Source organism: Sinosporangium album, from assembly GCF_900100605.1.
GTDB classification, from domain to species: Bacteria; Actinomycetota; Actinomycetes; order Streptosporangiales; family Streptosporangiaceae; genus Sinosporangium; species Sinosporangium album.
This window is the reverse complement of record NZ_FNCN01000009.1, coordinates 54,605-77,086: the sequence shown is the minus strand read 5'-3', so window position 1 is coordinate 77,086 and position 22,482 is coordinate 54,605. Positions and strand designations below refer to the sequence as shown.

At 70.1% G+C, this 22,482-nt stretch carries 16 protein-coding genes; 2 read left to right on the top strand and 14 right to left on the bottom strand.

Annotated elements, in window-relative coordinates:
* The first annotated feature begins 13 nt into the window (after positions 1-13).
* Both BLQ73_RS11550 and BLQ73_RS11545 read left to right on the top strand, forming a co-directional pair.
* Entirely contained in the window at positions 14-1,912 is a 1,899-nt protein-coding gene (locus BLQ73_RS11550; protein WP_093170403.1) for a fumarate reductase/succinate dehydrogenase flavoprotein subunit, read from the top strand.
* Complete coding sequence (locus BLQ73_RS11545) at positions 1,909-2,673, top strand: succinate dehydrogenase/fumarate reductase iron-sulfur subunit (RefSeq protein ID WP_093170402.1); 765 nt, start codon at positions 1,909-1,911, stop codon at positions 2,671-2,673. Before BLQ73_RS11550 ends, BLQ73_RS11545 begins: the two co-directional genes overlap by 4 nt.
* A 63-nt stretch (positions 2,674-2,736) precedes the next feature.
* Here BLQ73_RS11545 and BLQ73_RS11540 read toward each other — a convergent pair whose 3' ends face one another.
* The 14 genes from BLQ73_RS11540 to BLQ73_RS11475 all read right to left on the bottom strand — a co-directional run bounded on the left by BLQ73_RS11540 (position 2,737) and on the right by BLQ73_RS11475 (position 22,444).
* Positions 2,737-4,002 carry a cytochrome P450 family protein gene (locus BLQ73_RS11540; RefSeq protein WP_093170401.1) on the bottom strand — a complete coding sequence of 422 codons (1,266 nt, stop codon included), beginning with the start codon at positions 4,000-4,002 and terminating at the stop codon, positions 2,737-2,739.
* The gene (locus BLQ73_RS34840; RefSeq protein ID WP_338056621.1) at positions 3,995-4,411 is read right to left on the bottom strand and encodes a DUF6545 domain-containing protein; all 417 of its coding nucleotides are present in this window, start codon (positions 4,409-4,411) and stop codon (positions 3,995-3,997) included. Before BLQ73_RS34840 ends, BLQ73_RS11540 begins: the two co-directional genes overlap by 8 nt.
* On the bottom strand, positions 4,348-5,238 hold the full coding sequence (locus tag BLQ73_RS11530) for an MAB_1171c family putative transporter (RefSeq protein WP_093170399.1): 891 nt from the start codon (positions 5,236-5,238) through the stop codon (positions 4,348-4,350). Before BLQ73_RS11530 ends, BLQ73_RS34840 begins: the two co-directional genes overlap by 64 nt.
* A complete protein-coding gene (locus BLQ73_RS11525) occupies positions 5,235-5,726 on the bottom strand; it encodes an ImmA/IrrE family metallo-endopeptidase (RefSeq protein ID WP_143020214.1) in 492 nt (163 codons plus the stop codon). Before BLQ73_RS11525 ends, BLQ73_RS11530 begins: the two co-directional genes overlap by 4 nt.
* Positions 5,727-6,435: 709 nt before the next feature.
* A complete protein-coding gene (locus BLQ73_RS11520; protein WP_093170397.1) occupies positions 6,436-8,076 on the bottom strand; it encodes a hypothetical protein in 1,641 nt (546 codons plus the stop codon).
* Positions 8,077-8,515: 439 nt separating this feature from the next.
* Entirely contained in the window at positions 8,516-10,033 is a 1,518-nt protein-coding gene (locus BLQ73_RS32245; RefSeq protein ID WP_093170396.1) for a hypothetical protein, read from the bottom strand.
* Positions 10,034-10,490: 457 nt separating this feature from the next.
* On the bottom strand, positions 10,491-10,886 hold the full coding sequence (locus tag BLQ73_RS11510; RefSeq protein ID WP_093170395.1) for a (deoxy)nucleoside triphosphate pyrophosphohydrolase: 396 nt from the start codon (positions 10,884-10,886) through the stop codon (positions 10,491-10,493).
* Between the two features lie 91 nt (positions 10,887-10,977).
* Complete coding sequence (locus tag BLQ73_RS11505; RefSeq protein ID WP_245691005.1) at positions 10,978-12,063, bottom strand: C40 family peptidase; 1,086 nt, start codon at positions 12,061-12,063, stop codon at positions 10,978-10,980.
* The gene (locus tag BLQ73_RS11500; RefSeq protein WP_093170393.1) at positions 12,060-12,713 is read right to left on the bottom strand and encodes a hypothetical protein; all 654 of its coding nucleotides are present in this window, start codon (positions 12,711-12,713) and stop codon (positions 12,060-12,062) included. The genes BLQ73_RS11505 and BLQ73_RS11500 overlap by 4 nt, the downstream gene beginning before the upstream one ends.
* Before the next feature lie 3 nt (positions 12,714-12,716).
* Complete coding sequence (locus BLQ73_RS11495) at positions 12,717-15,203, bottom strand: type IV secretion system protein (RefSeq protein ID WP_093170392.1); 2,487 nt, start codon at positions 15,201-15,203, stop codon at positions 12,717-12,719.
* Complete coding sequence (locus BLQ73_RS11490; RefSeq protein WP_093170391.1) at positions 15,203-17,686, bottom strand: ATP-binding protein; 2,484 nt, start codon at positions 17,684-17,686, stop codon at positions 15,203-15,205. Before BLQ73_RS11490 ends, BLQ73_RS11495 begins: the two co-directional genes overlap by 1 nt.
* 150 nt (positions 17,687-17,836) lie before the next feature.
* The gene (locus BLQ73_RS34580; protein ID WP_093170390.1) at positions 17,837-20,911 is read right to left on the bottom strand and encodes a TcpE family conjugal transfer membrane protein; all 3,075 of its coding nucleotides are present in this window, start codon (positions 20,909-20,911) and stop codon (positions 17,837-17,839) included.
* A 53-nt stretch (positions 20,912-20,964) separates the two neighbouring features.
* Positions 20,965-21,249 carry a hypothetical protein gene (locus tag BLQ73_RS11480; protein WP_093170542.1) on the bottom strand — a complete coding sequence of 95 codons (285 nt, stop codon included), beginning with the start codon at positions 21,247-21,249 and terminating at the stop codon, positions 20,965-20,967.
* A gap of 184 nt (positions 21,250-21,433) precedes the next feature.
* Positions 21,434-22,444, bottom strand: a complete 1,011-nt coding sequence (locus tag BLQ73_RS11475; RefSeq protein ID WP_093170389.1) for a conjugal transfer protein — start codon at positions 22,442-22,444, stop codon at positions 21,434-21,436.
* Positions 22,445-22,482 lie beyond the last annotated feature (38 nt).

The window sequence follows — 22,482 nt, the reverse complement described above, 5'->3', positions numbered from 1 at the left end:
ACTGTGGATTGTCATGGATATCGAACGTCAACAATTCGACGTAGTCGTGATCGGTGCGGGCGGCGCCGGGCTCCGGGCGGCCATCGAAGCACGTCAGCAGGGCAAGAAGACCGCCATCCTGTGCAAGTCGCTGTTCGGCAAGGCCCACACGGTCATGGCCGAAGGCGGCGCCGCCGCGGCGATGGGCAACGTCAACAGCGCCGACAACTGGAAGGTCCACTTCCGGGACACCATGCGCGGCGGCAAGTTCCTCAACAACTGGCGCATGGCCGAGCTCCACGCCAAGGAGTCGCCGGACCGGGTGTGGGAGCTTGAGGCGTGGGGGGCGCTGTTCGACCGCACCGCGGACGGCAAGATCAGCCAGCGCAACTTCGGCGGGCACGAGTATCCGCGCCTGGCCCACGTCGGCGACCGTACCGGCCTTGAGCTGATCCGCACGCTCCAGCAGCGCGTCGTCGCGCTCCAGCAGGAGGACGCCGAGCGCACCGGCGACCCGGAGGCCTACATCAAGGTCTTCGCCGAGTTCACCGTGACCAGGCTGCTCAAGGACGGCGACGCCATCGCCGGCGCCTTCGGGTACTGGCGGGAGAACGGCACCTTCGTGGTCTTCGAGGCGCCCGCCGTCGTGCTCGCCACCGGCGGCATCGGCAAGTCGTACGTCGTCACGTCCAACTCGTGGGAGTACACCGGCGACGGCCACGCCCTGGCGCTGCTGGCCGGGGCCAAGCTGATCAACATGGAGTTCATCCAGTTCCACCCCACCGGGATGGTCTGGCCGCCGTCGGTGCGCGGCATCCTCGTCACGGAGTCGGTGCGCGGCGACGGCGGCGTGCTGCGCAACTCCGAGGGCAGACGCTTCATGTTCGACTACATCCCCGAGGTGTTCAAGGACAAGTACGCGACCACCGAGGAGGAGGGCGACCGGTGGTACACCGACCAGGCCAACAACCGCCGGCCCCCTGAGCTGCTCCCCCGCGACGAGGTGGCGCGGGCCATCAACTCCGAGGTGAAGGCGGGTCGGGGGTCGCCGCAGGGCGGCGTGTTCCTGGACGTCTCGACCCGGCTGCCGGCCGCCGAGATCGTCAAGCGGCTCCCGTCGATGCACCACCAGTTCAAGGAGCTGGCCGACGTCGACATCACCAAGGAGCCGATGCAGGTCGGGCCCACGTGCCACTACATCATGGGCGGGGTCGAGGTCGACGCCGATACGGGGGCGGCAGCCGTACCGGGCCTGTTCGCGGCCGGTGAGGTGTCCGGCGGGATGCACGGGTCGAACCGGCTCGGCGGCAACTCCCTGTCGGACCTGCTCGTCTTCGGCAGGCGGGCCGGAGCGGGAGCCGCGGCCTACATCGACGGCCTCGCCGTACGCCCCGCGGTGTCGGAGGAGTCCGTGGTCACCGCCCATGAGGAGGCGGTGGCGCCGCTGCAGCGGACCGGGGAGAACCCGTACGAACTTCACCAGGAGCTCCAGCGGAGCATGAACGAGCTGGTGGGGATCATCAGGAACTCCAAGGAGGTCTCCGAGGCGCTCGGCATGATCGAGAAGCTCCGCGCACGTGCCAAGAACGTCGGCGCCGCCGGAACCCGGATCTACAACCCCGGCTGGCATCTGGCGCTCGACCTGCGCAACATGCTGCTGGTGTCGGAGTGCGTCGCCCGCGCCGCCATCATCCGCGAGGAGAGCCGCGGCGGCCACACCCGCGATGACTTCCCCGTGATGTCTCCGGAATGGCGGCGCAAACTCCTGGTGTGCTCCGCCTCCTCCGACGGATCGGAGGTCAACGTCGAAGAGCAGGCCCAGCCCTCCATGCGCGACGACCTCATCGTGCTGTTCGACCGGGACGAACTGAAGAAATACCTCACCGAGGAAGAACTCGCCGACTTCGACGCAGTCGCCAAGGAGGCGTCATGACGTACAAGGCAAAATTCCGTGTCTGGCGCGGCGAAGGCGGCGAAGGCAGACTGGAGGACTTCACCGTCGAGGTGAACGAGGGTGAAGTCGTGCTCGACATCATCCACAGGCTCCAGGCCACCCAGGCCCCCGACCTGGCCGTGCGCTGGAACTGCAAGGCCGGGAAATGCGGCTCGTGCTCCGTGGAGATCAACGGCAAGCCGCGGCTCGGCTGCATGACCCGGATGTCCACGTTCGCCGAGGACGAGGTCATCACCGTCACGCCGATGCGCACCTTCCCGGTCATCAAGGACCTCGTCACCGACGTGTCCTTCAACTACGAGAAGGCCCTGCAGATCCCCTCCTTCACGCCGCCGAAGGACGTCAAGCCCGGTGAATACCGGATGAAGCAGATCGATGTCGAGCGGTCGCAGGAGTTCCGCAAGTGCATCGAGTGCTTCATGTGCAACAACGTCTGCCACGTCATCCGCGACCACGACGAGAACAAGCCGAAGTTCGCCGGGCCGCGGTTCCTCATGCGCATCGCCGAACTCGACATGCACCCGTACGACGTCGCCGACCGCAAGGACCTCGCCCAGGAGGAGCACGGGCTCGGCTACTGCAACATCACCAAGTGCTGCACCGAGGTCTGCCCCGAACACATCAAGATCACGGACAATGCCCTGATCCCGATGAAGGAGCGGGTCGTGGACCGCAAGTACGACCCGCTGGTGTGGCTCGGCAGCAAGATCTTCAAGCGCTCGTCCAGTAAGACGGGCTGACAGGAACAGCTGTCGGAGAGGGCGGGCCTGCGGGCCCGCCCTCCCCCATGACGGGGAGCGCGGCTACGGGGAGCGCGGCGCCACTGTGGGGGCCACTGTGGGCGCCACTGTGGGCGCCACTGTGAGGGTGACCGGCAGCTCGGTGAGCCCGCGCTGGCGCCACGACGCCTGCCACACCAGGCTGTCGAGCGGCCTCGCCGGGGCGAGATCGCGGCAGCGGCTCAGCAGGATCTCCAACGCCACCTGCGCCTCAAGTCGGGCCAGCGGAGCGCCCAGGCAGTAGTGGGCGCCGTGGCCGAAGGCGAGGTGTCCGTTCTCCGCCTCCGCCAAGGAGAAGCCGTCCGGGTCGGTGAACACCTCTTCGTCGCGAGCGGCGGAGGCGAGCCCGAGGAGGACCGTTTCCCCGGCCGGGATCAGAACGCCCCCGATCGTGACGTCCTCCGCGGCGAACCTCCTGATCGAGAACGGCGTCGAAGGCGCGAAGCGAAGAACCTCCTCCACTGCCGCGGGGATCAGCTCCGGCGACTCACGGAGCATCGCCAACGTGTCCGGGTGGCACAGCAGCGTGAACATCGCGTTGCCGAGCAGATGCACCGTGGCCTCGTAACCCGCCCACAGGATCAAGAAGGCGAGCGAGACCATCTCCTCCTCGCTCAGCCTGTCCTCCACATCCCGCATGGCGATCAGCAACGACAGCAGGTCGTCACCGGCGGGCGCCGCCCGCTTGGCCGCGACGAGTTCGGCGAAGAACACGGCGATGTCCTTGATCGCCTGCCTGGCCTCGGCCGGCCCCGCCTGCGCCGGAGCGATCAGCACCGACGCCCGGCTCCGGAACCTCTCGGCGTCCTTGGTCTCCACGCCGAGCAACTCGCCGATGACGGCGATCGGCAGAGGTACGGCGAAAGCCTCCACGAGGTCGGCCTCCCCACCGGGAGCGAGGGCGTCCAGCAGCCCGTGGGCGAGCTCCTCGACCCGGGGCCGAAGCCCGTCGACCCGCCGTTTGGTAAAGGCCTTCGACACGATCCGCCGAATTCGGGTGTGGTCGGGGGCGTCCATGTTGAGGAGGTTGGCGTCCAGCATCGGGGGAAGCTGGAAGCCGATATATCCCCCCTTTGAATTATTTTTGTCCAGGGAGAGTCGCGGGTCGCTCAGAGCGGCTTTGATGTCTTTGTAGCGTGTCACCAGCCAGATGGGGGACCCGTCCGGCGTCGTGCCCTTATGCACGGGCCCGGCCTGCCGCCACGCCGCAAAACTCGGATATGGATCCGCCATGAACTCCGCATCATTCTCAAGCTTGATCTCCTCGATTCCGCAGGGGATATCAGACATGCGGGTCCTCTGTTGTAGGTCGACCGCGCCGAGCCTCGGCCACCACCTCGGCGACGACAGGGGAACGGATAAATGCATCGGCCACACCGACCAGCCAGCCGATCTCGGTGCTCACATCCAGTTTCTCGATCTCCCTCTCCGGGACGGTGCCCACTCCCTCAGGCGACCTGCCGGAGCGCTTGGCCTCCAGCGCATCGGCCAGAACAGCGGCCTCGACCACCATGCGGAGCTTTTCCCCGCTATAGCCGTGCCGCTCCCCCATCGCGGTCGCCCTGTTTTCAACCCCCGGACTCCGATAGTCGCGTATCGCAAGAAAACCGTCTCGGATCTCTACGATCCTCCGGGTCAGCAGAAAACGTATGTCCCGGACCACCAACCATTCAGTGAACCTTGATCGCGGCTTTTCCAGTGCGATATCGGGGACGGCGTCGTGAAGCGCCTCCCACAGTGCCTGAGCTTATGAAAATGATATCGGCTGTTACCCCACTGGCGGACGATCGACAGGCGCGGCCCCCACAGCATCGCCGCCGTGAGGCCCACGACCTCCAGAATCCCCCCGAGCGCGGCGCCGATCTGAGCCAGCACCTCCCAGTGGCGCGGGTCCAGCCCTGCGGACGACGCGACCACCGCGGAGACCCTCACACCCACATAGACCAGGCCGAGCATGGAGCCCGCCGCGATGAGACGAAGCCCTCGCCGCAGCCATACATCCCCGGCGTGCGGCGCGTAGCGCAGGGCCAATCTGATCACATTGACCCTGACGACGGTGAAGGTCGTCAGGTAGAGCACGAGATATATCGAATATATCGGAAATCCAGCGTAAGTGACCGCGAAATCCCGGGTCCGCTCCCCCGGATTGGGTATCGCGAAGAACAGGGCGTACATGACGGCGATCACGATCGCCGCGGCCGACAACCACCACAGGGTCTTCTTCCGCGCGCGACTCCTGTCCTCCGACCAATACAGGATGAACGCCTGCTGCGACACCGCGAAAACAATGACGAGTGCCTGCGCCGTGACCCCGGCGATGTTGGGGACACCCGTGGACTCCCCGAGCCACTTCCACACCACCGGCACCGACAGGAAGAAAACCGCCGCCAGAAATCCCAGAGAAGCCGTCAGGGCGGTGCAGGCGGGATCGCCGCGATATCGAGGCATGCGCCAAAGCTGAATAACGAAGGCCAGCCCCGCGACGATCGCCGCCAGCGGGTAGGCGAAGTCGTTGACACTTATCACTGGTCGCCGTCCCCAGGGCCGATCGAATACGAGATCCTTCTGACGACGCCGACCACCTCATCGGGAATCTTCCATTTCCGGGAGGGAGCGTAAACCCCGACGTCCGAGAGAATCAACGTCGCTATCGTCTCCGCGACCACTTCCTCCTCACTTCCGTAACGGGTCCGCCCCAGAATGCGACGCACCATCACCGGGTCAAGATCGGGCATGAGAACATTGATATCGTCGTCATGCAGACCGGTCTTGACGCCGTGGCCGCAGAGAAGGTGGCCCAGCTCGTGGAGAATGATCAGCAATTGATGGGGGCCGCTCGTCCCCTCGTGAAAGAAAATGAAGTCGCTCGTCTCCGTCGAGACGCAGAGCCCGCACGGGCTTCCCGGCGGCAGGTCCCGCGGCACCAGGATGATCCGGCGCCCCCTCCGCTGTCCGAGTCTGCGGCACAACTCCTCGACCGTGAAAGGCTCCGGCAGGTCGAGGCCGCGAACCAATTGGGCCGCCCGACGCCGCATCCGCCGCCGCCGAAGCCGATCCCTCCACGCCGCTCGAACCGATGCGAATCCACCCACCTCTGAGCCTTCCAGATCACCGTGCGCCCATGGCCTCCGAAGAGGCAACACCCTCGTGGAGCGCCCCACGGGAACGGGCCCCTTGAGAACCCGACCCAAGGCATAAACAGAAAGAAATCATCGATGCAGCGTCACGTCCCTACGAGTGCATGACGTTATGCAGGACATTTCATCGAATGGATGTCCCCATTGTCCAACATGTGGATTAACCCCGACAAGCTTTAGCCGAAGGCGAATCCCCGCCCCGGCCTTCCCGGGCATTAAAAGGATGGCCCATGTCACCAATCACCCCGAAGGAGCCCCCCACACAAAAAGACGAGCCCCCCTCACCCCCTCTATAAACGCCCGTCACACTTCACATTCCATTCGCACACCGATAATCAATCTTTCAACCAGCCGAACCCCCACAGGCACGCCGTCGGCCGGTTCTTCCAGCACGTTCACCAGGACACGGCCCACGCCGCCGAGCACTGGCGGCACCCCCTGGCCGCACCCTGGCCGCACCGTGGCCGCACCGTGGCCGCACCGTGGCCAACTGAGCGGGACGCCAGAAGCCCTGTGCGCAGCGGCACGTGAGATCGCGGACGCGAACAGGCGAGGGGGCCTGACGCCCTCGGAGGCGGGGGCGCGGTCAGCGCTTTTTGCGGCCCCACAGGCGGCGCTTAGAGCCTTCCAGGTGAGGTCCGGGGAGGGGGTAGATGGTGGTGGACGCAGCACTCGTCGAGGTGTCGGCGGGTGGCGGGGTGGTGCCCTCGGTGGGCGCGGCGGCACCGTGGCCGGGAAGGGTGGGCGCGGCGGCACCGTGGCCGGGAAGGGTGGGCGCGGCGGCACCGTGGCCGGGAAGGGTGGGCGCGGCGGCACCGTGGCCGGGAAGGGTGGGCGCGGCGGCACCGTGGCCGGGAAGGGTGGCCCCGGACGTGTCCGTACCGGGGAGGTGGGCCGCCGGGGTCGGCTGCGCCGGGAAGGGCGTGTCCGGCCCGCCGGGCTGCTGCGCCTGGGACGGGATCACGGTGGTGGACGTGTCGGCCGGTTGGCCGATCGGGCCACCAGCGGGATCGGGCTGGTGGGCCGGGTGCGTGCTCTTGGCCGCGTCCCCACCCGGAGCCTCGCCGGGCATGGAACCGGCCGATCCCGTACCGGGCATGGGCTGCGACGGAGACGGGCCATCGGCCGGGGGCCCGTCGGTCGGGCCGGGCCGGTGGGCTGGGAAGGCGGACCCGTCGGGCAGGTGGGTGGTCGGGGGGACGGCGGTGATGTCGTAGGTCTGCCCGGTGGCGGGGTCGAACAGGCGGCCGGTCATCGGGTCATACATCGCACGCTGCCCCGGCTGGCCACCGTCACCGGCCTGACCGCCCGGCATCGGGGCGTAAGGGTGTCCTTGCCCCTGCTCGCCCGGGTAAGCGGGGTAGGTCTGGACGGGGACGAAGCTGATGATCGGAGCGTAGGCCGGCCCGCCCTGGTAGGCGTAGCCCTGCTGCCCGGGGTAGGCGGGATAGGGCTGGTAGTGCGGCTGGGCTCCGGAGCCTGGCACGCGGGGACCCGCCTTGCGCACGGCCGCCGCGTGCGCCATGCGGCGCAGACGCCCTTCGAAGATGAGCACGGCGAACAGCGCCAGAAGCACGAGGACGAGCGCGGGAATCGCCAGCGTACGGCTGAGCGTGGCCTGGTCGTATTCCGGTGTCGCCTGACGCAGTTCAACCGGTACCGACTCGGGCGCCGGCTCCTCGGCCGCCGGGGGTTGGAAGGCGTCGGCGGGACTGGGAGCGGGATTGGACGCCTGGCCGTTCGCCTCGGGGAAGTTGAGGACCGGTTCCGAAGCGCTGTCGGCAGGCTGCCCTGGCGGCGAGACCTGGGCCGGCGGGTTGACGGGCAGCGTCGGCACCGCGTCGGCAGGCGCCGCCGGGGGCACCGCTGGGGGTGCCGCCGGGGCCTGAGCGGGGGGCGCAGTGGTCGCGCTGCGCCGCGGGCGCTTCGGGGTGGGTGTGATGGTCTGGGTGACGGTGACGCGGGGGGTGCTTTCCGGGTTTGCCGTCGGTCGGCCCGGGGTGCGCGTGACGGTGACGGTCTCGGTCACTTGCGGCCCCGGATCCTCCGGGTTCCAATCGCCGTCGGGGTTGCCTTCGATGATGTCCGTGGCCCGCGCGGCGACCTTGGCGCCTGCCACACTGGCATCGGCGCTCATCAGCGGCACTGCCGCGAGCACCACGATTCCGCTCAGACCGAGTGACAACGCCGCCGCCGAGACGGCCTTGTATCGTCCGAGTGCCGCCACCGATGCCCTCCGCGATATCCCCGTTTGGTTAGTCAAGGAAAATTCTATGCGGGCATAAGTAACAGTAAACCCCCATATTCATGGCATCCAGGAGTTTCTTCACCGGATTGTGAGTCGCGGCCACCCCCGGCCTTACCCTGACTGACAGCGTGCGTCAGGTCCGACCGTGCAGGTCAAGGGCCATAAACCATGCCGGACCAGCGCCTTCTCCATTGCGCCCCCCGCGACAGCCGCCAGCCCCACAGACCACCCAAAAGGACTACGTCCGTAAAGCCCGACGATGCCCTGACGCCTCCCAATCCCATGACAGAGACAACGGAGACAACGGAGACAACCGTGACCACCGTGACCACCGTGACCACCGTGACCACCGTGACCACCGATCACGTCAAACCGGCCCCCGCCGTACGGCAGGAGCCGGCGCACCGGGTCGAACCGGTCAGGCGGCCCCGCCCGGCTCCGCGGCCCGGAAGGCACGAAGTCGACGGCGGCGCTGAATGGAGCTCTGCAACCACAGCAATCCCAGGAGCCCGGCCACCGCTCCGGCGGCGATCGGCAGCCCCTGCGCACCCGTCAGCGGCTTGGATTCCGCCGCCTTGACCTGCTTGGCCGGTGCCGCGATCTCCCTGGGCCACGGCGCGCCGAGCGCCTCCTCGCCGGGGGACGTCACGGCGGGGCCGGGCTGGGCCTGCGGCAACTGCACCGCCCCTCCGGCCCACTGGCCGGGCGCCCCACCAGGAACCGCCCCCGGCGGGATGGCGGGCACCGACAGTCCGGCGGCGCCGCCCGACCCGCTCGTTCCCTCACCGGGAAGGACCAGCGGGGGCGCGGCGGGGACCGGGAGGGCGGCGCCCGCCACCGGCGCGGGCGCGGCGGGAACGGGGTTCATGGGTGCCACGGGTGCCACGGGGGCGAGCGGCGCGGCGGGAGCGAGGGCGGCCGAGGCACCGGTCCGCGTCGTCTTCCCCCTGTCCCGCGCGCCGGGCCGTACGCCGGTCGTGGCGGCGCCCCTCACAGCCTGATCGGAGCCACCGGAAACGCGTGGCGTGCCGGCGCCCGCACGCGGCAGCGCCGCCGAACCGCCCGGCTCACCCGGCCGCACGGGACCGCCGGCGATGTACGGCGAAGCCGGGCTCTGCGGCTTCGCCGCCCCGCTCACAGGCCCGGACATCCCCGGAAGCGCCCGCGTCCCCTGCTCGGTCTCGGCCCGCGGGATGGACTCACCGGCCTTGGGCCCGCCGTTCGACTTCCCGGCTCCCACCGGGCCGCCCGACATGTCCGCAGGCCCCGCAGCCTCGGGGGACGTGGCCACGCCACCGGAAGCGGCGGGCGTCTCCGTCCCCCCGGAGCCCAGCACACCGCCGAGGATGCCGCCCGCCTGGCCGGTCGCCGGCTGCTCGGATCCCGCGCCCTGCCCGTCCACGAGCTTCCCCACCGCCAGTACGGCTGCCGCATGCGCACGCGTCGGCCCCCTGTCGCCCGGCTCGGCGGACCGCCCCCGCACCCCCGCCTCACCCGCGGCGCCGGCACCTCCACCGGCGCCGACCTCGACCTTGGCCATCCTCGTGAGCCACCGGCGGCCTGGCGCCTTCGCCGGGGCCTTGGCATGGGCGGTGACCACGATCTCCCGCACCCCGCCTGACGCCTTCAGCCGTATCTCCACGGGCTCGTCCGCACCGACGCCGCCCAGCGCGCACGTGGCCGCGGACCGACCTGTCGCGTCCGTGTCCCGAAGGGCCGGGCGAGGCCGGAGATCGCGTCGCTCCGCCCGGCCGGGCTCGGCGGATGCCCTCGCGCAGCGCAGCGAGTCGAGAGCGTCGCTCGGCACGGTGGAGACCGAGATGCGCGCGCCGACGGCGGGACCCGGCAGGCGCACGCGGAACCGGAAGTCCTCGCCCGCGGCGAGCCAGCGGACGACGTTGTCACGGCTGTCGGTCTCGCGCAGGTCGAGCGTCACGCCGAAGCCGTCCCCCGCGAGAGAGCCCCGGGCCCGTGGCTCGGTACGGGCGGCGGCCCCCCGGGCAGCGGCGGAACCACGTACGGCCGCCCCGGCCCCCCGAACGGCGCTCCCGGATGGCACTTCGGCCCCCCGAGCAGAGCCCCCCGAATCCCGCTCGGCATCCCGGTCGGCGCTCTCGGGGCCGTGGCCCGCGTCGGAGTCCGACGGACTCGACGGACTCCACGCGCCGGTCTCCGCGGAAGCGGACCGGCCTTGGGGCGCGGGGTCCGCCCCCTCCCCCAGGGCTTCTGGCAGGGCATGGGCGACCCCGGAGCCGAGAATCAGAACACCGGCTCCCCAAGCTGTGACAAAGCGGGCACGCCCCCACCAATTGGCCACTGCGCTTCTCCGTTTCCCCCGATACGGACGCGCGATAATCACGCCTAGTAATCGTTATGTCACCGAGCGATGGAATTCAACCCTCGCGAAGGAAATCCTCCACCGCCCGCACGATGGGAAGGTCCGCCGGAAGCCACGGCACGCCGTACAGTTCATCCGCGCTCAGCCAGCGCAGTTCGAGATGCTCCCTGGGCTCCGGCACACCCGTGACGATCTCTGCGAGCCAGACCCGCATGATGTAGCCGCTGCCGAGCGGCCAGTCGCCCCCGACGCGGTGACCGGGACGCACGACGACCCCGAGCTCCTCCTCGCATTCGCGCACCAGGGCGTCGACCTCGTGTTCGCCCGGGTCGACCTTGCCACCGGGAAACTCCCATCCCCCCGCGAGCTCGGGGGGTTCGGCGCGCTGGGCCGCCAGCAGGCGGCCCCCTTGCACGATCGCGGCTCCCACCACGAGCACGTCAGTGAGCATCGGTCGCCTCCCTGCGGTCGCCGTACCGGTCGGGGCCCGGCCGGGGACGGCGTTCCACACGGCCATGACAGTCGGTCATCCGCCGATTGTGTCAGCCCTGCTCGATGCGTTTGATCTCCTCTATGACATCGGGGTGAGCGAGCGGCCGGGTATAGCCCACGATCTTGTCCCGGTTACGGTATGTAGTCACCTTGATGGGACCGCACATCGTGCACCTGGCCTCGATCATTTTGCCGGGCGAGACGACCATCCCGACGTGGCCGGGCCGGTCGGGCCCGGTGCCGGGGCCGGCATTGAAGAAGACGAGGTCGCCCGCCTGCTCCTCACCCGCGGCGATGCGCTTGCCGAACGGCCACTGCACGAACGTCGTGCGCGGGATCGACAGACCCGCCTGCCGGTAGGCCATGTAGATGATGCCCGAGCAGTCGTAACCGTCCGGCCCGGTGCCGCCCCAGATGTACGGCTTGCCGCGCTGCGCGAGCGCGTAGTCCAGGATCTTGCCGACCAGCTCGCTCGGCGCCGCCTGGATCAGAGGGTCGTCGCAGGCGGCCTCGGCCTCCGGCGGCGTCTTGATCGTGCCGTCCTTGGCGTAGCGCTTGGCGATCTCCATCACCTGGTCGACATACCACCAGGCGCGGTTGTAGACGAACAGCGCCCGCCGTACGTTCTCCGGTGCGCCGTTGCGCTTGAGCATCTTGGCCGCGCCGAGAATGGCGTCGGCGGGGTTGTAGACGTCGGCCCAGCCGTCGCCGTCCCCGTCCGAGGCGTAGCCGTTGAACGTGGACGGGATCTTGATCTTGGACTTGCCGCCCCACGTGCTGATGAGGAACTGCATGGGCCCGGCGGCCCCCGCGTAGTTCGTACTGCTCTGGACGCCCTTGAGGCGGGAGCGTCCGTGGTCGGTCTCACGTTTGCCCACGGCGGCCAGCACGTTCCACGGAACGCCGATCTCCTTGCCGTGTTTCCGGTAGAGCTCCATGTATTCCGTGGGGATGTCGGAGCCCGCCGTCTCCGACTCGTCGCCGTCGGCGTTCAGATTCACTTCTCGGCAGTCGGGGAGTTCACTGCCGCTGATAAAGGAGGGGATGGTCGTCATCACCATCGGCGCGACGATCACCGCTGTCAGCAGAACCCCGGCAACACCGATGATCAGAGCTATGCGCACCCGGGGGGTCAATGCTCGTTGTCTCCCTCCTGGCCGGCTTCGGCGGATTGCAGGTCGAAGACGCGCCATTCATCACCGACCTGCGTCAGTGTCACGGCGTACTCCTCCGCACGCTCGGCGGGGCCGTTCTTGCTCTCGACGGTCTCGGTGCCGAGCACGATGAAGATCACAGAGGTGTGGTCCACCTTCCTGATCTCCTTGAGTTTGCCGGTGGCGCGGGAGACCACCTGGTCGGCGCGGTCGCGTTCGACGGTGCCGGGGGCGGTGACGGTGCGGGTCAGAAGGGTGCCGAGCTCGCCCGTCGTGTACGCCGTGAGCCGCCGGGCGCGGGCCTCGGGGTCGTCCTGGTAGCTGTAGGTGCCGTGCTCGCCGACGAAACGCTCCGCGACGTCGGCGGCCGAGGCGAGCTCTTCCCTGCTCATCGGCAGATAGGAGTAGATGTCGAAAGGCGGGAGGCTTCCCGTCGGGGCGGGCACGGGCGGCAGCGTGTCGCCGCCGCCCTCCTCTCCCTCGGCCCCCGCGACGGTGCGGCCAACGCTCGCCGGTTCGTCGGCGGGAGTGCCGCCGTCCTGCGCGAAGGTCAGGTAGATGCCCACAGCGGCAAGCATCACGACGAGTCCGGCGAACGCGATGCCTCTGCGCCCGCCACTGGGCTGTGCCACGTATCAGTCCCTGTCAGTGTTCGACGGGCGGAGCCAGAAGGGCACCGACGGCTCCTCTCGGCCGCCTCCACCGGAAGACGACGAGCCGTCACGGCCGCTCAGCCAGAGCGGCGGCGCCTCGGCACGGCGGGAACCGCCCGAACCGCCCGAACCATTCGAACCGCTCGAACCGCTCGAACCGCTCGGGGTGCGCCGCTCCGACGACGAGCCGCCGAACAGGCCGCCGCCCCCGGACGAGGCCCGCGAGCCCCGAGAGGACCCGGACGAGCCGGACGACCTCGATGAACCGGATGAACCGGATGAACCGCCTCCGAACAGGCCGCCGCCGCTGCGCTCAGAGCGGGCCCGGGGCACACTGGCCCCGCCGGACGCCGAACCGCGCGAGCCGCCGAACAGGCCGCCACCGCCGCCGCCACCGCCGCCTCCCGAGGACGCCCGCGGGGAGCGGGAGGACCCGCCGGACGAACCGCCCACGGGCGCCCATCCGCCGCCGGACCTGCCGCCGAACCACCCGCCGCGGGAACCGCCCGAATCACCGGAGGACGAACCACTCGGCCCCACCGTGACCGGACCGGACGGACCACCCGGGCCACCCGAGCCACCCGGACCGCCGACCGCGGGGCCGCCGACCCCCGGTCGCCTCGGACCGCCCGACAGGTTGAGCGGCGGAGCGGCGCCCGCGCGCTGTACGGCGGCGCCGCGAGCGGCGGCCTTCCGCCGCACGCCGCCGCCGTTCTGCCCGTCGGTGTCGAGCGGCGCCGGCTGGACGCCCACCGGAACCCGGGCGCCCGAAGGCGACACGCCCTGCGCGCCGTCCTCTCCCCGCACCCGGCCCTGCGCGACGGCCGCAGCCGCCGCGGTGCCGGCCCCGCCGGCCATGGCCGCGCTCTGCAGCAGGGGCTCGGCCTTGCGCATGCCCCACCGTCCCACGCGATAGCCCGCCACCGGAGGCAGTACGGCCGCCGCCCGGCTGAGCATCGGCGCGGTCGCCGCCTCCCCGAGCATGCGCGTGGTGATCGAGTGCCCGTCCATCCGGGCGAACAGGTGCTGGAACGGCCGCCTGTAGAAGAAGACCGCGATCGTCATCAGCGCCATGAACAGAAGCTGCATGCCCCACGAGAGGCCGGTCGACATGACGAGGGCGTAGCCGTACACGAGCACGCTGAGCACCAGGGCCAGGACGGCCTGGCGCAGCAGTGTGCCGATCAGCATCTCGACCCAGCGCATCGCGATGATGCGCCCGGTGCCCGGATGCACGCCGATGAGCAGGAAGACCGGCCCGAGGACCAGCAGCAGCAGGAATCCGACCTTCAACACCAGCAGCGAGACGGCGACCAGGAAGATGAGCAGTCCCGCGACCATGGCCGCCATCAGGGCGCCGATGGCGATGCCGAGCCGACTGGTCCAGTCCTTGCCCTGGAAGATGAAGAAGGTGGGCGTGCCTTCGAGCTTGCTCGCGACATCCTCTTGGTAGCGGAGCTGGTGGGCGGTGCTGTTGGGGCTCTGCTTGCTCTGCTCCTGCCGGTCGACGGCCTGGATGTCGAGCAGGAGGGGCCCGTAGGTCTGGACGGCCTTGGCGTTGGGGTCGGCCGTGCCGAACTGCCCGGCGAGCCAGGGCTTGCAGACGAGGGTGGACCAGAGGGCGTCGGCGTTCTGGTCGACGGCGGAGACGCCCGTCTTGCCGAGCCCCTGGTCGGGCTCCTTGCCGCCCTTGAGCGGAAGGCAGGAGGCGCCGCCCGCGCCGGGCAGCCCGGACATCGCCGAGTTGATGACCTCGCCGGTCTTCTCGGTGACGACCTTGCCCATGCTGGTGAAGTCGCCGGGGCGGCTGAAGAACCACACCGCCACCGTCACCGCGATCACCATCCAGATGACGCCTTCGGTGGTCGTCGTGGCCCGTCGGCGGATCAGGCCGTACCACGCGAGCCAGATGGCGCCGACGATCACGATCGGCCGCAGGTAGGGCCAGTACATCGCCGAGGCGAGGTTGGTGATGACGTCGTCGACCATGTCCTTGAGGGACTGGAGGGGGCCCTCGGTGGCCGCCGCCTGGTAGGTCGTGATGGTGAGCCGGTCGATGGACTTGGCGGCCGTGAAGACGGCGTTGGCCCACGAGTTGCCGATCACGGCGGCGATGTCGCTGCACCCGAGCTGGTAGGTGTGCCAGAACTGCCCGCTGGTGCCGTACCGCTCGTAGTTGGTGGCCGGGTCGGGGATCGCCTCGCCGCCGATGGTGCCGGTCGCCGAGTTGCTCGGCGGCTTCACCACCGCCGCGTCCTCCGCCGTCGGTGGTCTGAGCAGTCCGTCCATGCTGTTGCCGACGACCTCGGGGGCGAGGTCCGCCGACAGGTCGCAGGGTCCTGCTGCCGCGGGTGCCGATCCGAAGACCAGCGGCAGTGTCAGGACGCCGATGAATGCCACGAGAACAAGGGCGATGCGCCTGCGGAGCCGCCCGCGCTTACGCCGCCGTCCCTCTGGAGGGACCGTCATTACCGCACCTCCTGCGCCGCCGACCCCGTCCTACCCACTCCCCTAGGAAGATCATGCACGCTGTCGCTGGGTTTGTCGTGTGTCGGATTCGTGTCGAGCCATCGGAGCAGCTCGGGTGATATGAGGTCTACTCCTATGCGTCCCGCACGGCCATCCAAATCGCGGAATATGCACTCGCCGTTTCCCAGCGACCGAAGAACGGCCTTGTGCTCCTCCGACGCGTCGACGCCGAGCAAAGACATGACGTGGTCGACCTCGACACGCTCGGTCGACCGGAAGGCGAACACCGACGACAGACAGTTGGTGACCTGTTCGTTGAGGAGGTCGCCCGCGTTCTGCGAGACGAGCACCAGCGCGGTGTTCCTGGAACGGCCCATCCTGCTGACCTCGGGGACCAGTTTGGCCCCCTCCGGCGTGGAGGTGATCGCCCACGCCTCGTCCAGGAAGATGGCTTTGGGCGCGCGCCGGTCGAGGCCGTTCATCAGCCGACGTGCGAACTGCGACACCAGATAGAGCAGGGCGACCGAGAGCCGCTGCTCGTAGGAGTAGTCGTCGCGTCCCGTCGAGACGTCCGGCAGCGTGAGACCGCCGAGGGTGAAGACCGTCGTCCAGCCCTCGGTGTCGATCTGGTCGCCGCCCGAGGCGTCGAAGCACAGCGTGGCGAGATGCATCTCCGACATGGAACGCAACACCGCGCCGAGGTTCTTCGACGCGGGGTCCTCGGCCTGTTCCAGATAGTCGACGACCTTGCCGAGCGAGGGGTCCTCGGCGTTGGAGACGGCCGCCACCGCCTGGATCATGGCCGACTCGCGCTCCTCCGACATGCGGGGAAGCAGCAACCGCAGCGTCTCGGTCGCCATGGTCTTCCTCGCCGCGATGTCGTCGCCGAAGGAGAACGGATCCAGCAGGCCGGGCGCCGCCGACCCGAGCGGGATGACGCGCGCCTTTCGGCCGCGGCTCTGCAGCAGCTTGACCAGGGACTCGGCGTCGCCCTTGGGGTCGATCACCGCGACCGTGACCCCGCGCAACGCCATCTGATAGATCAGCAGCAGCGCCAGCGTCGTCTTGCCTCCGCCGGGCTCACCGGTGATCGCGATGGCCGTGGGCCGGTTGCGGCTCGCCGCGACCAGCGGGTCGAAGTGGACGATGCTGCGCGCCCGGCCCAGGGTCTCGCCGATGTACGGCCCATGCCACCCGGAGGTGACCTCGTCCACGCGATCGCCCAGATCGACGGTCGCCGTGGACATGCCGCCCGCGATCGTGCGGAGCGGCTGGCGCTGGGCGTAGGCGTTGACCCGCACCCGCTCGCCCGGCAGCGCCTCGCAGAACAGCGAGAACTGGTCACCGGTCGAGTTCACGATGTCGATGCCGACGTCCCGGTAGTGCTCGACGACGGCCTCGACCCGCTGCACGCAGATCTCCTCCGTCGGCGCGGACACGATCAGCCGGTGCCAGCCGTACACGAACGGCAGGCGCTCCTTGGTGATGCCGTGTTCGAGCATGCGGGCGGCGTCGATCTGCTCGGCCAGCGCGATGGGGGCCTCGGCCCCCGCCTCCCGGATGTGGATGTCCATGTCGCGGGCGTGCGCTAGCTTGCGCGCGACGTCCTTGCTGGCCTTGATGGGCGGGATGAGCCGCATCCGGGATGAGAACTCCACCGGGAAGGGGAGCTGGTCGGCGAAATGCACCCATGGTTCGCCGTCCGGGAACGGCATCAGGTCGGGGAACCGGGCGAAGGACAGGTGCGCCACGAACGAGTCACCCGTCGGCTGCTCGATCTTGAGGAGCGATCTGCCGTTGTGGATGGTGCCTTCGAGCAGCGTCTCGATCTCGCCCTTGCCCCAGCGGCGTTTCGGGCTCGCCGACGGCGGCGGGTCGCTCAGGGAGCCGCTGGCGGCGTGCTGGAACAGCCACGCGATCTCCGTGGAGGTCGCGTGGCGCGCGTAGAGCGCGCTGCCCGCCAGTGCCCGGCCGAGCCGTTCCGCCTGCTCGGTCCAGCGGCTGATCTCGCTGTCCGGAACATGGTCGTCGTCGATGCCGAGCGCCTTCTCGCTGCGCTGATAGAAACCAAACAACTGCGACAGCACACCGGTGCCGAGTTGGGCGCCTCGGGGTCCGAGGCGCACCCCGAGGTAGACCTCCTTCGTCCAGAAGTCCTTGGCCCAGACGTGGCGGTACATCTCCTCCAGGTAGTCGCGCCACCCCGGCCCCTCGTCCGATGTCGCGTTGAGCGCAAGCGCCCATTCCGCGGCCGGGTATGTGCGGTGTGCGACCCGTAGGTGCACCTCGGCGTCCGACATCCGGATGGCGGCCAGGGCGATGGTCACGTTGGTGGCCACCGCCTCCCGCTCTTCGGGGGTGACAAACTCATAACTGACCGTTGGAAGTCGGAAATATGCCCATGCGGCGGAGTCCGTCAGCAGAATTCGATCGTCGAAGTACCGCACGGCCAAGCGACTCCGCGCCCGCGAAGCCCTGGTCACTCGTCGTTCACCTTTTCACCTGGACCACCTGAGCAGCCCGTCTCCCTCGCCAAATGATCACCGAGCGTCCTCCACGTCCGGTCACGGGCAGCCGATCGGCCGACTCGGAGCCGGCCACACGGGCCGACAGGCCGACCGGATGCGCGATGCTCACCGGGCCACTTCCTCCTCACTCTGCCGAACGGCCTGCGGGCCTCCGAACCCCGCGATCACAACACCCGCGAGCGCCACGTAGGCCCTGCGCCCCGCCGCACGCAGATGGCTCGGATCCACCAGCGGCACGCCGCCCGGAGCCAGATCGTCCTCCCACGGGACCCGGACGATCGCCCGGCAGCGGCCCCGGGCCACCGCCTCCGCCTGCTCCACATCGGCCATGCTGCGGCGGCTCACACCGTTGATCACCATCACCGCTCTGCGCCGCAGATCACCACACCCGTGCCCGTCGAGCCACTCGTAGGTCATCGCCACCGCGTCCGACGCGTCCTCGCTCGCCGGGGCCACCAGCACGAGCTGGTCCGCGTACGGCAGGACCCGCGCCGCCAGCGCCGCCGCCGGATCCACGACCATCAGCTTGAAGTGGGAGTCCAGCACGCCCATCGCCTGGCCGAGCCTCTGGTCGGAGAACAGCGTCCGGTCCGCGAGACGCTGCTCGGCGCCCGCGTCCGTATCGGCCCCCACCACCTCCAGGCCCGAAGGGCACCGGCTCGTGTAGTTGCGCACACTCAAGTAGCCGCCCACCTGGTCGATGCCGTTGAGCAGCGAGGTCAGCGTCTCCGGCGACTCGGGTTTGATCCTCGTCGACAGGCTGTGCCGTCCCGTGTTCGCGTCGATCGCCAGCACGCGCTCCTCGCGGTAACGCGCGAACGTGTGCCCCAGCATCAACGCCGTCGTCGTCTGCCCCGCGCCGCCAGTGCACCCGAGCACCACGATGCGCCGGCTCCCCGGGAACGCCCCGCGCGCACGCGCCTCGTCCACCTCCGAGCCATCCGTACGGCTACCGCCCGCGCCGATGACCACCTGCGCCAGCCTGCGCCAGCCGCCCGACGGGTCGCGCCCCACCACCGACTCGACCCGGCGCACCCGGCCCGTCCCGGCCGGCCTCGGCCCGGGCGCCGGCGCCTCCGGCACCGACGGCAACCCGGGAACCGACGGGACCGCCGGCCCCGTCTCCCGAGCCGGCCCCGAGGGCACCGCCCGGATCGACACCGGCGGCGTCGTCCCCGCCGCCCCGGCCCCCGGCCCGTTCGCCGTCTCGCCGTCCGCCTCCTTGGCCCCCGTACGCGCGGGGAACCCCACCTGCGGCTTCCCCCGCCGAGCCCCACCGGCCCCCTGGGCACCGCCGCGGGACCCGTCCTCGCCGGACCGCCCGCCGCCGCCCCTGTCGCCCTGGGCACCCGGCCGTACGGCACCGGCCCCGGTGTTGTCGGCCCCGGTGTTGTCGGCCACGGCCTTGTCGCCCCCGGCCGCCGGCCGTACGCCATCGGTCTGCGGAGCACCACCGGCCTCGACAGAACCGCCACGGGCACCCGGCCGTACGGCACCGGCCCCGGTGACGTCGCCGCCTCCGGTCGGCTTCGCCGGAGGCGCGTCCGCCGCGCTCGCAGCGCTCGCGGTCAACCGCCCGGCCTGACCCGCCTGACCGGCGTCCTCGCCAGGCGAGCCCGGCGTGCCGCGGTTCGCCGACCACCGGCCGGGCACCACGCTCGGCAGGTCGTCCGGCCCGGCCGTGTCGCCCCGCCGTGCGTCCTGCTGCGAAGCGCCCGGGTCGGCCGACGCCGCGAGCCTCCTCAGCCTGCGCAGCGCCTCGGTGCCGATCGGCCCCTGCCCCGAGCGGGTCCCGGCCTCCTGCCCGGCCTGCCCGTGGGACTCGGCGTCCGAAGCGACCTCCGGCTCGGTGCGCGGCCCGGACACGACCTCAAGTCGGCGCTCGGGCTCAGGCTCAGGCCGCGCCGACCCGTGTACGGCGGAGCCCCGCGTCGCCGCGTCCACGCCGGACACGGCATCTTTGCTCTGGGAGGGAGTTCGCGTCTCCGAGATCGCCGAGGGGGCTACATCCTTCGCGCCGGCCTCCGTCGCGACCACGACAGGCCCGGAGACACCACTCGCCGGGGAACCGGCGCTCGCGGGAGCGGCCTCCTCGTGAGCGCTCCCCGCGCCGTCCCGCTCGACCTCTCCTCCGGCATCCGCTCCACGCGCCGCCGCAACGGCCTGGCCTGTCCGGGGCTCGGGCTTCGTACGGACCACCTCTGCGACGACGGCCGCGTCGGCGGCCTCGGCCCGGTCGGCCGGGGGCAAGGCGGCGGATTCGCGGGGGACGACGGGGGCGGAAACGTCGGGCGTCCCTGGCGTGAGCGACGCCGCCGTCGCGGAAACCTCCGGGGCGGCGGGCGGGACAGCGGACGGGACAAGGGTGGTGGACGCCCGGGACGGCTCGTTGCCGTCGGGCGCGGTGGTGGTGCCCACGGGGTGCGCGGCAGCCGTGTCGGCCCCGGTCGCGTCGGACGAGGCCGCTTCGCCACGCGCGGTGGCGGGGTGGGGGGCGGGAGCCGTACCGGGCTGGGGGCGCACCCGCTCGTCGGCCGGCGGGCGTGCGGGCTCGGACCACGGTGTGGCGGGCACGCGGGGTCCCGCCGGCGGGCGGGAGGTGGCGGGCAGGGCGGGGGCATCGGCGAGCGGCGCGCGGGCGGCAGCGGCCACGGCGGGCCGGACCTGGCGCGGCGCGGGCGCGGTCTCGCGCTTGTCGGTCTTGCCGGCCTTCTCAGGCTTCCCGGCCTTCTCCGGCTTCCCGGCCTTGACCTTGGCGCGGCCCTTGGCCTGCGCGTGGCGGGCCTTCACGCGCACGGCGTCGGCCCGGCCGGGGCCGACACGCCACACACGGCCGGTGAGCGTGATCTCCGAGGGCTCGGAGAGCGGCGCCATACGGCACCATGTGCGGGGTTCGCCGAGGTAGCGCGCCTGGGACTGGATCAGCTCGGTGAGACGCTTGCTCTCGATCACGGGGCGTGTCGACAGCCAGGTGACCACGCCGGGGGGCACGAGGTAGAGCACGTGCCAGGGCGCCTCGAAGTTGATGCCGACCAGCCAGAGTAGGAGCGACCACGGGACCAGGACGCCCACGAACACGCCGATCCAGACGATCGGAAGGGGCATCGGGAGCCGTAGGTCATACAGCTTGTAGAGCCGCTTCTCGATTCGCCAAATATTCGTATACGTGGGTAGATCCACTCGCTCCTCCTCTCACCCCTCGTTCAATCACCGCCAGGGGACGATCTCAACCCTCATTGGATTCCCAGGGCCCCCGCGATCGCCCTGGCCATCATCTCGATGATGTCGGGCACGTAGAAGATCACTCCGATGGCGATGGCCAGGATGATGAACTGCACGAATCTCGTGATCTCCCTCGTGAAGAGGAAGAAGAGCGCGACCACCGACACTATGACAAGGAAAAGCGGCGCGAAGAACCGCCGTAGGAAGTCCGCCAACCCCTCCGTGTTGACGCCGGTCGGAGCCGGGGACGGCGCCGCGGCCAGGTCGGCGACGTGATCCATCGCCTGCAACAACATGATCTTCAACATGAAATCAGCTCCTCCTCGGGGGTTGGATCAGCCGCGGTGAGCCTCTTTCATCCGTCCGGGCGGATCCGGCCCCGAGCGGCGAGAGCCGTACGCGGCGCCCTTCCGCGACGACCGAACGGAGCTCCACGGGACGGGGTGCGATGAGGCCGGTCGGGAAGTGGTGGTTCACCGGTCAACCCAGGTTCCGAGCGGCACCGCTGATCTCCTTGACGAACCACTTGCCGCCGGTCTTCACGACGGTCAGGCTGTACGCCTGCTCAAGCTTGCCCGTGGACCTCGCGGGGTCCTCCGCTGCCGCGGGGTCGCCCGGGGCGCTCGACGGCACAGACCAGACCACCACGGCCCGGACCCGGCGCTCCGCCTCGCCGGGCGGCACGCGCACATCTTTGAGCGAGGAGAAGTCGAAGGCCCCGTTCAGGCTCTCCAGGCGCACATCGGCGGCCAGGAAGCGCTGCAGCTCGACGGTGTCGCCCTCGGCGTATTGCCGGAAGAAGCTCTCCAGCTGGGGCCGGAGCTCGCTCTCGGCGGCCTCGTCACGCGGGCTGTCGGGCGGCGACGGATACGTGGCCTTGGCCGGCGCGGGAAGCACCGCCGGCAGTCCCGAGACCAATAGGGAATTACCCGAGGAATATACGGGAACCGACAGCATCATGCGCCGGTTTCCCGATTGAAAAAGCACAGTGACCAGCGCATTTCGGTCATCGATAACCTTGGTTTCATACGGTCGGATCGCTCCCGCCCTCATGAGACCGAGACCGTCCCAGCCGAATTGCGCGCCGGCCTCGTCGCGAATATAAGGCGCGAGGCGCCCCGCCCGCTCGTCGGGCCGTGAACCGTCGATGTTGAGGTAGACCTCGGCGAACTGGCCGGCGAACGACTCCGCTCGCTGGACGGGGAACTCGACCTCCGGCGCCGGGGGCGGCGCGGACGGCGAGGACCCCTGCATGAACCGCTCGAACGGAGCGCGCACGCCGTTGACCACGATCACGATGATCAAGGCCCACAGCACCGCGCGCCCGGCCCACACGAGCCAGCGCCCACCGCCTCCGGCCCACCCGCCGCGGCGCGGCGCGCCCCTGCCCCGCGCCGGCGGCTGGTCGAGGTCGGACGAATCCGAGTATGCCGGTAGCTCAGGGTCGCCAACCGTCCGAGGACCGTGCTGGACAGTTGCCCTTCGAGCCATCACGCCTCCGCTCGCCGCCGATCCCCCGGCCGGCGCGG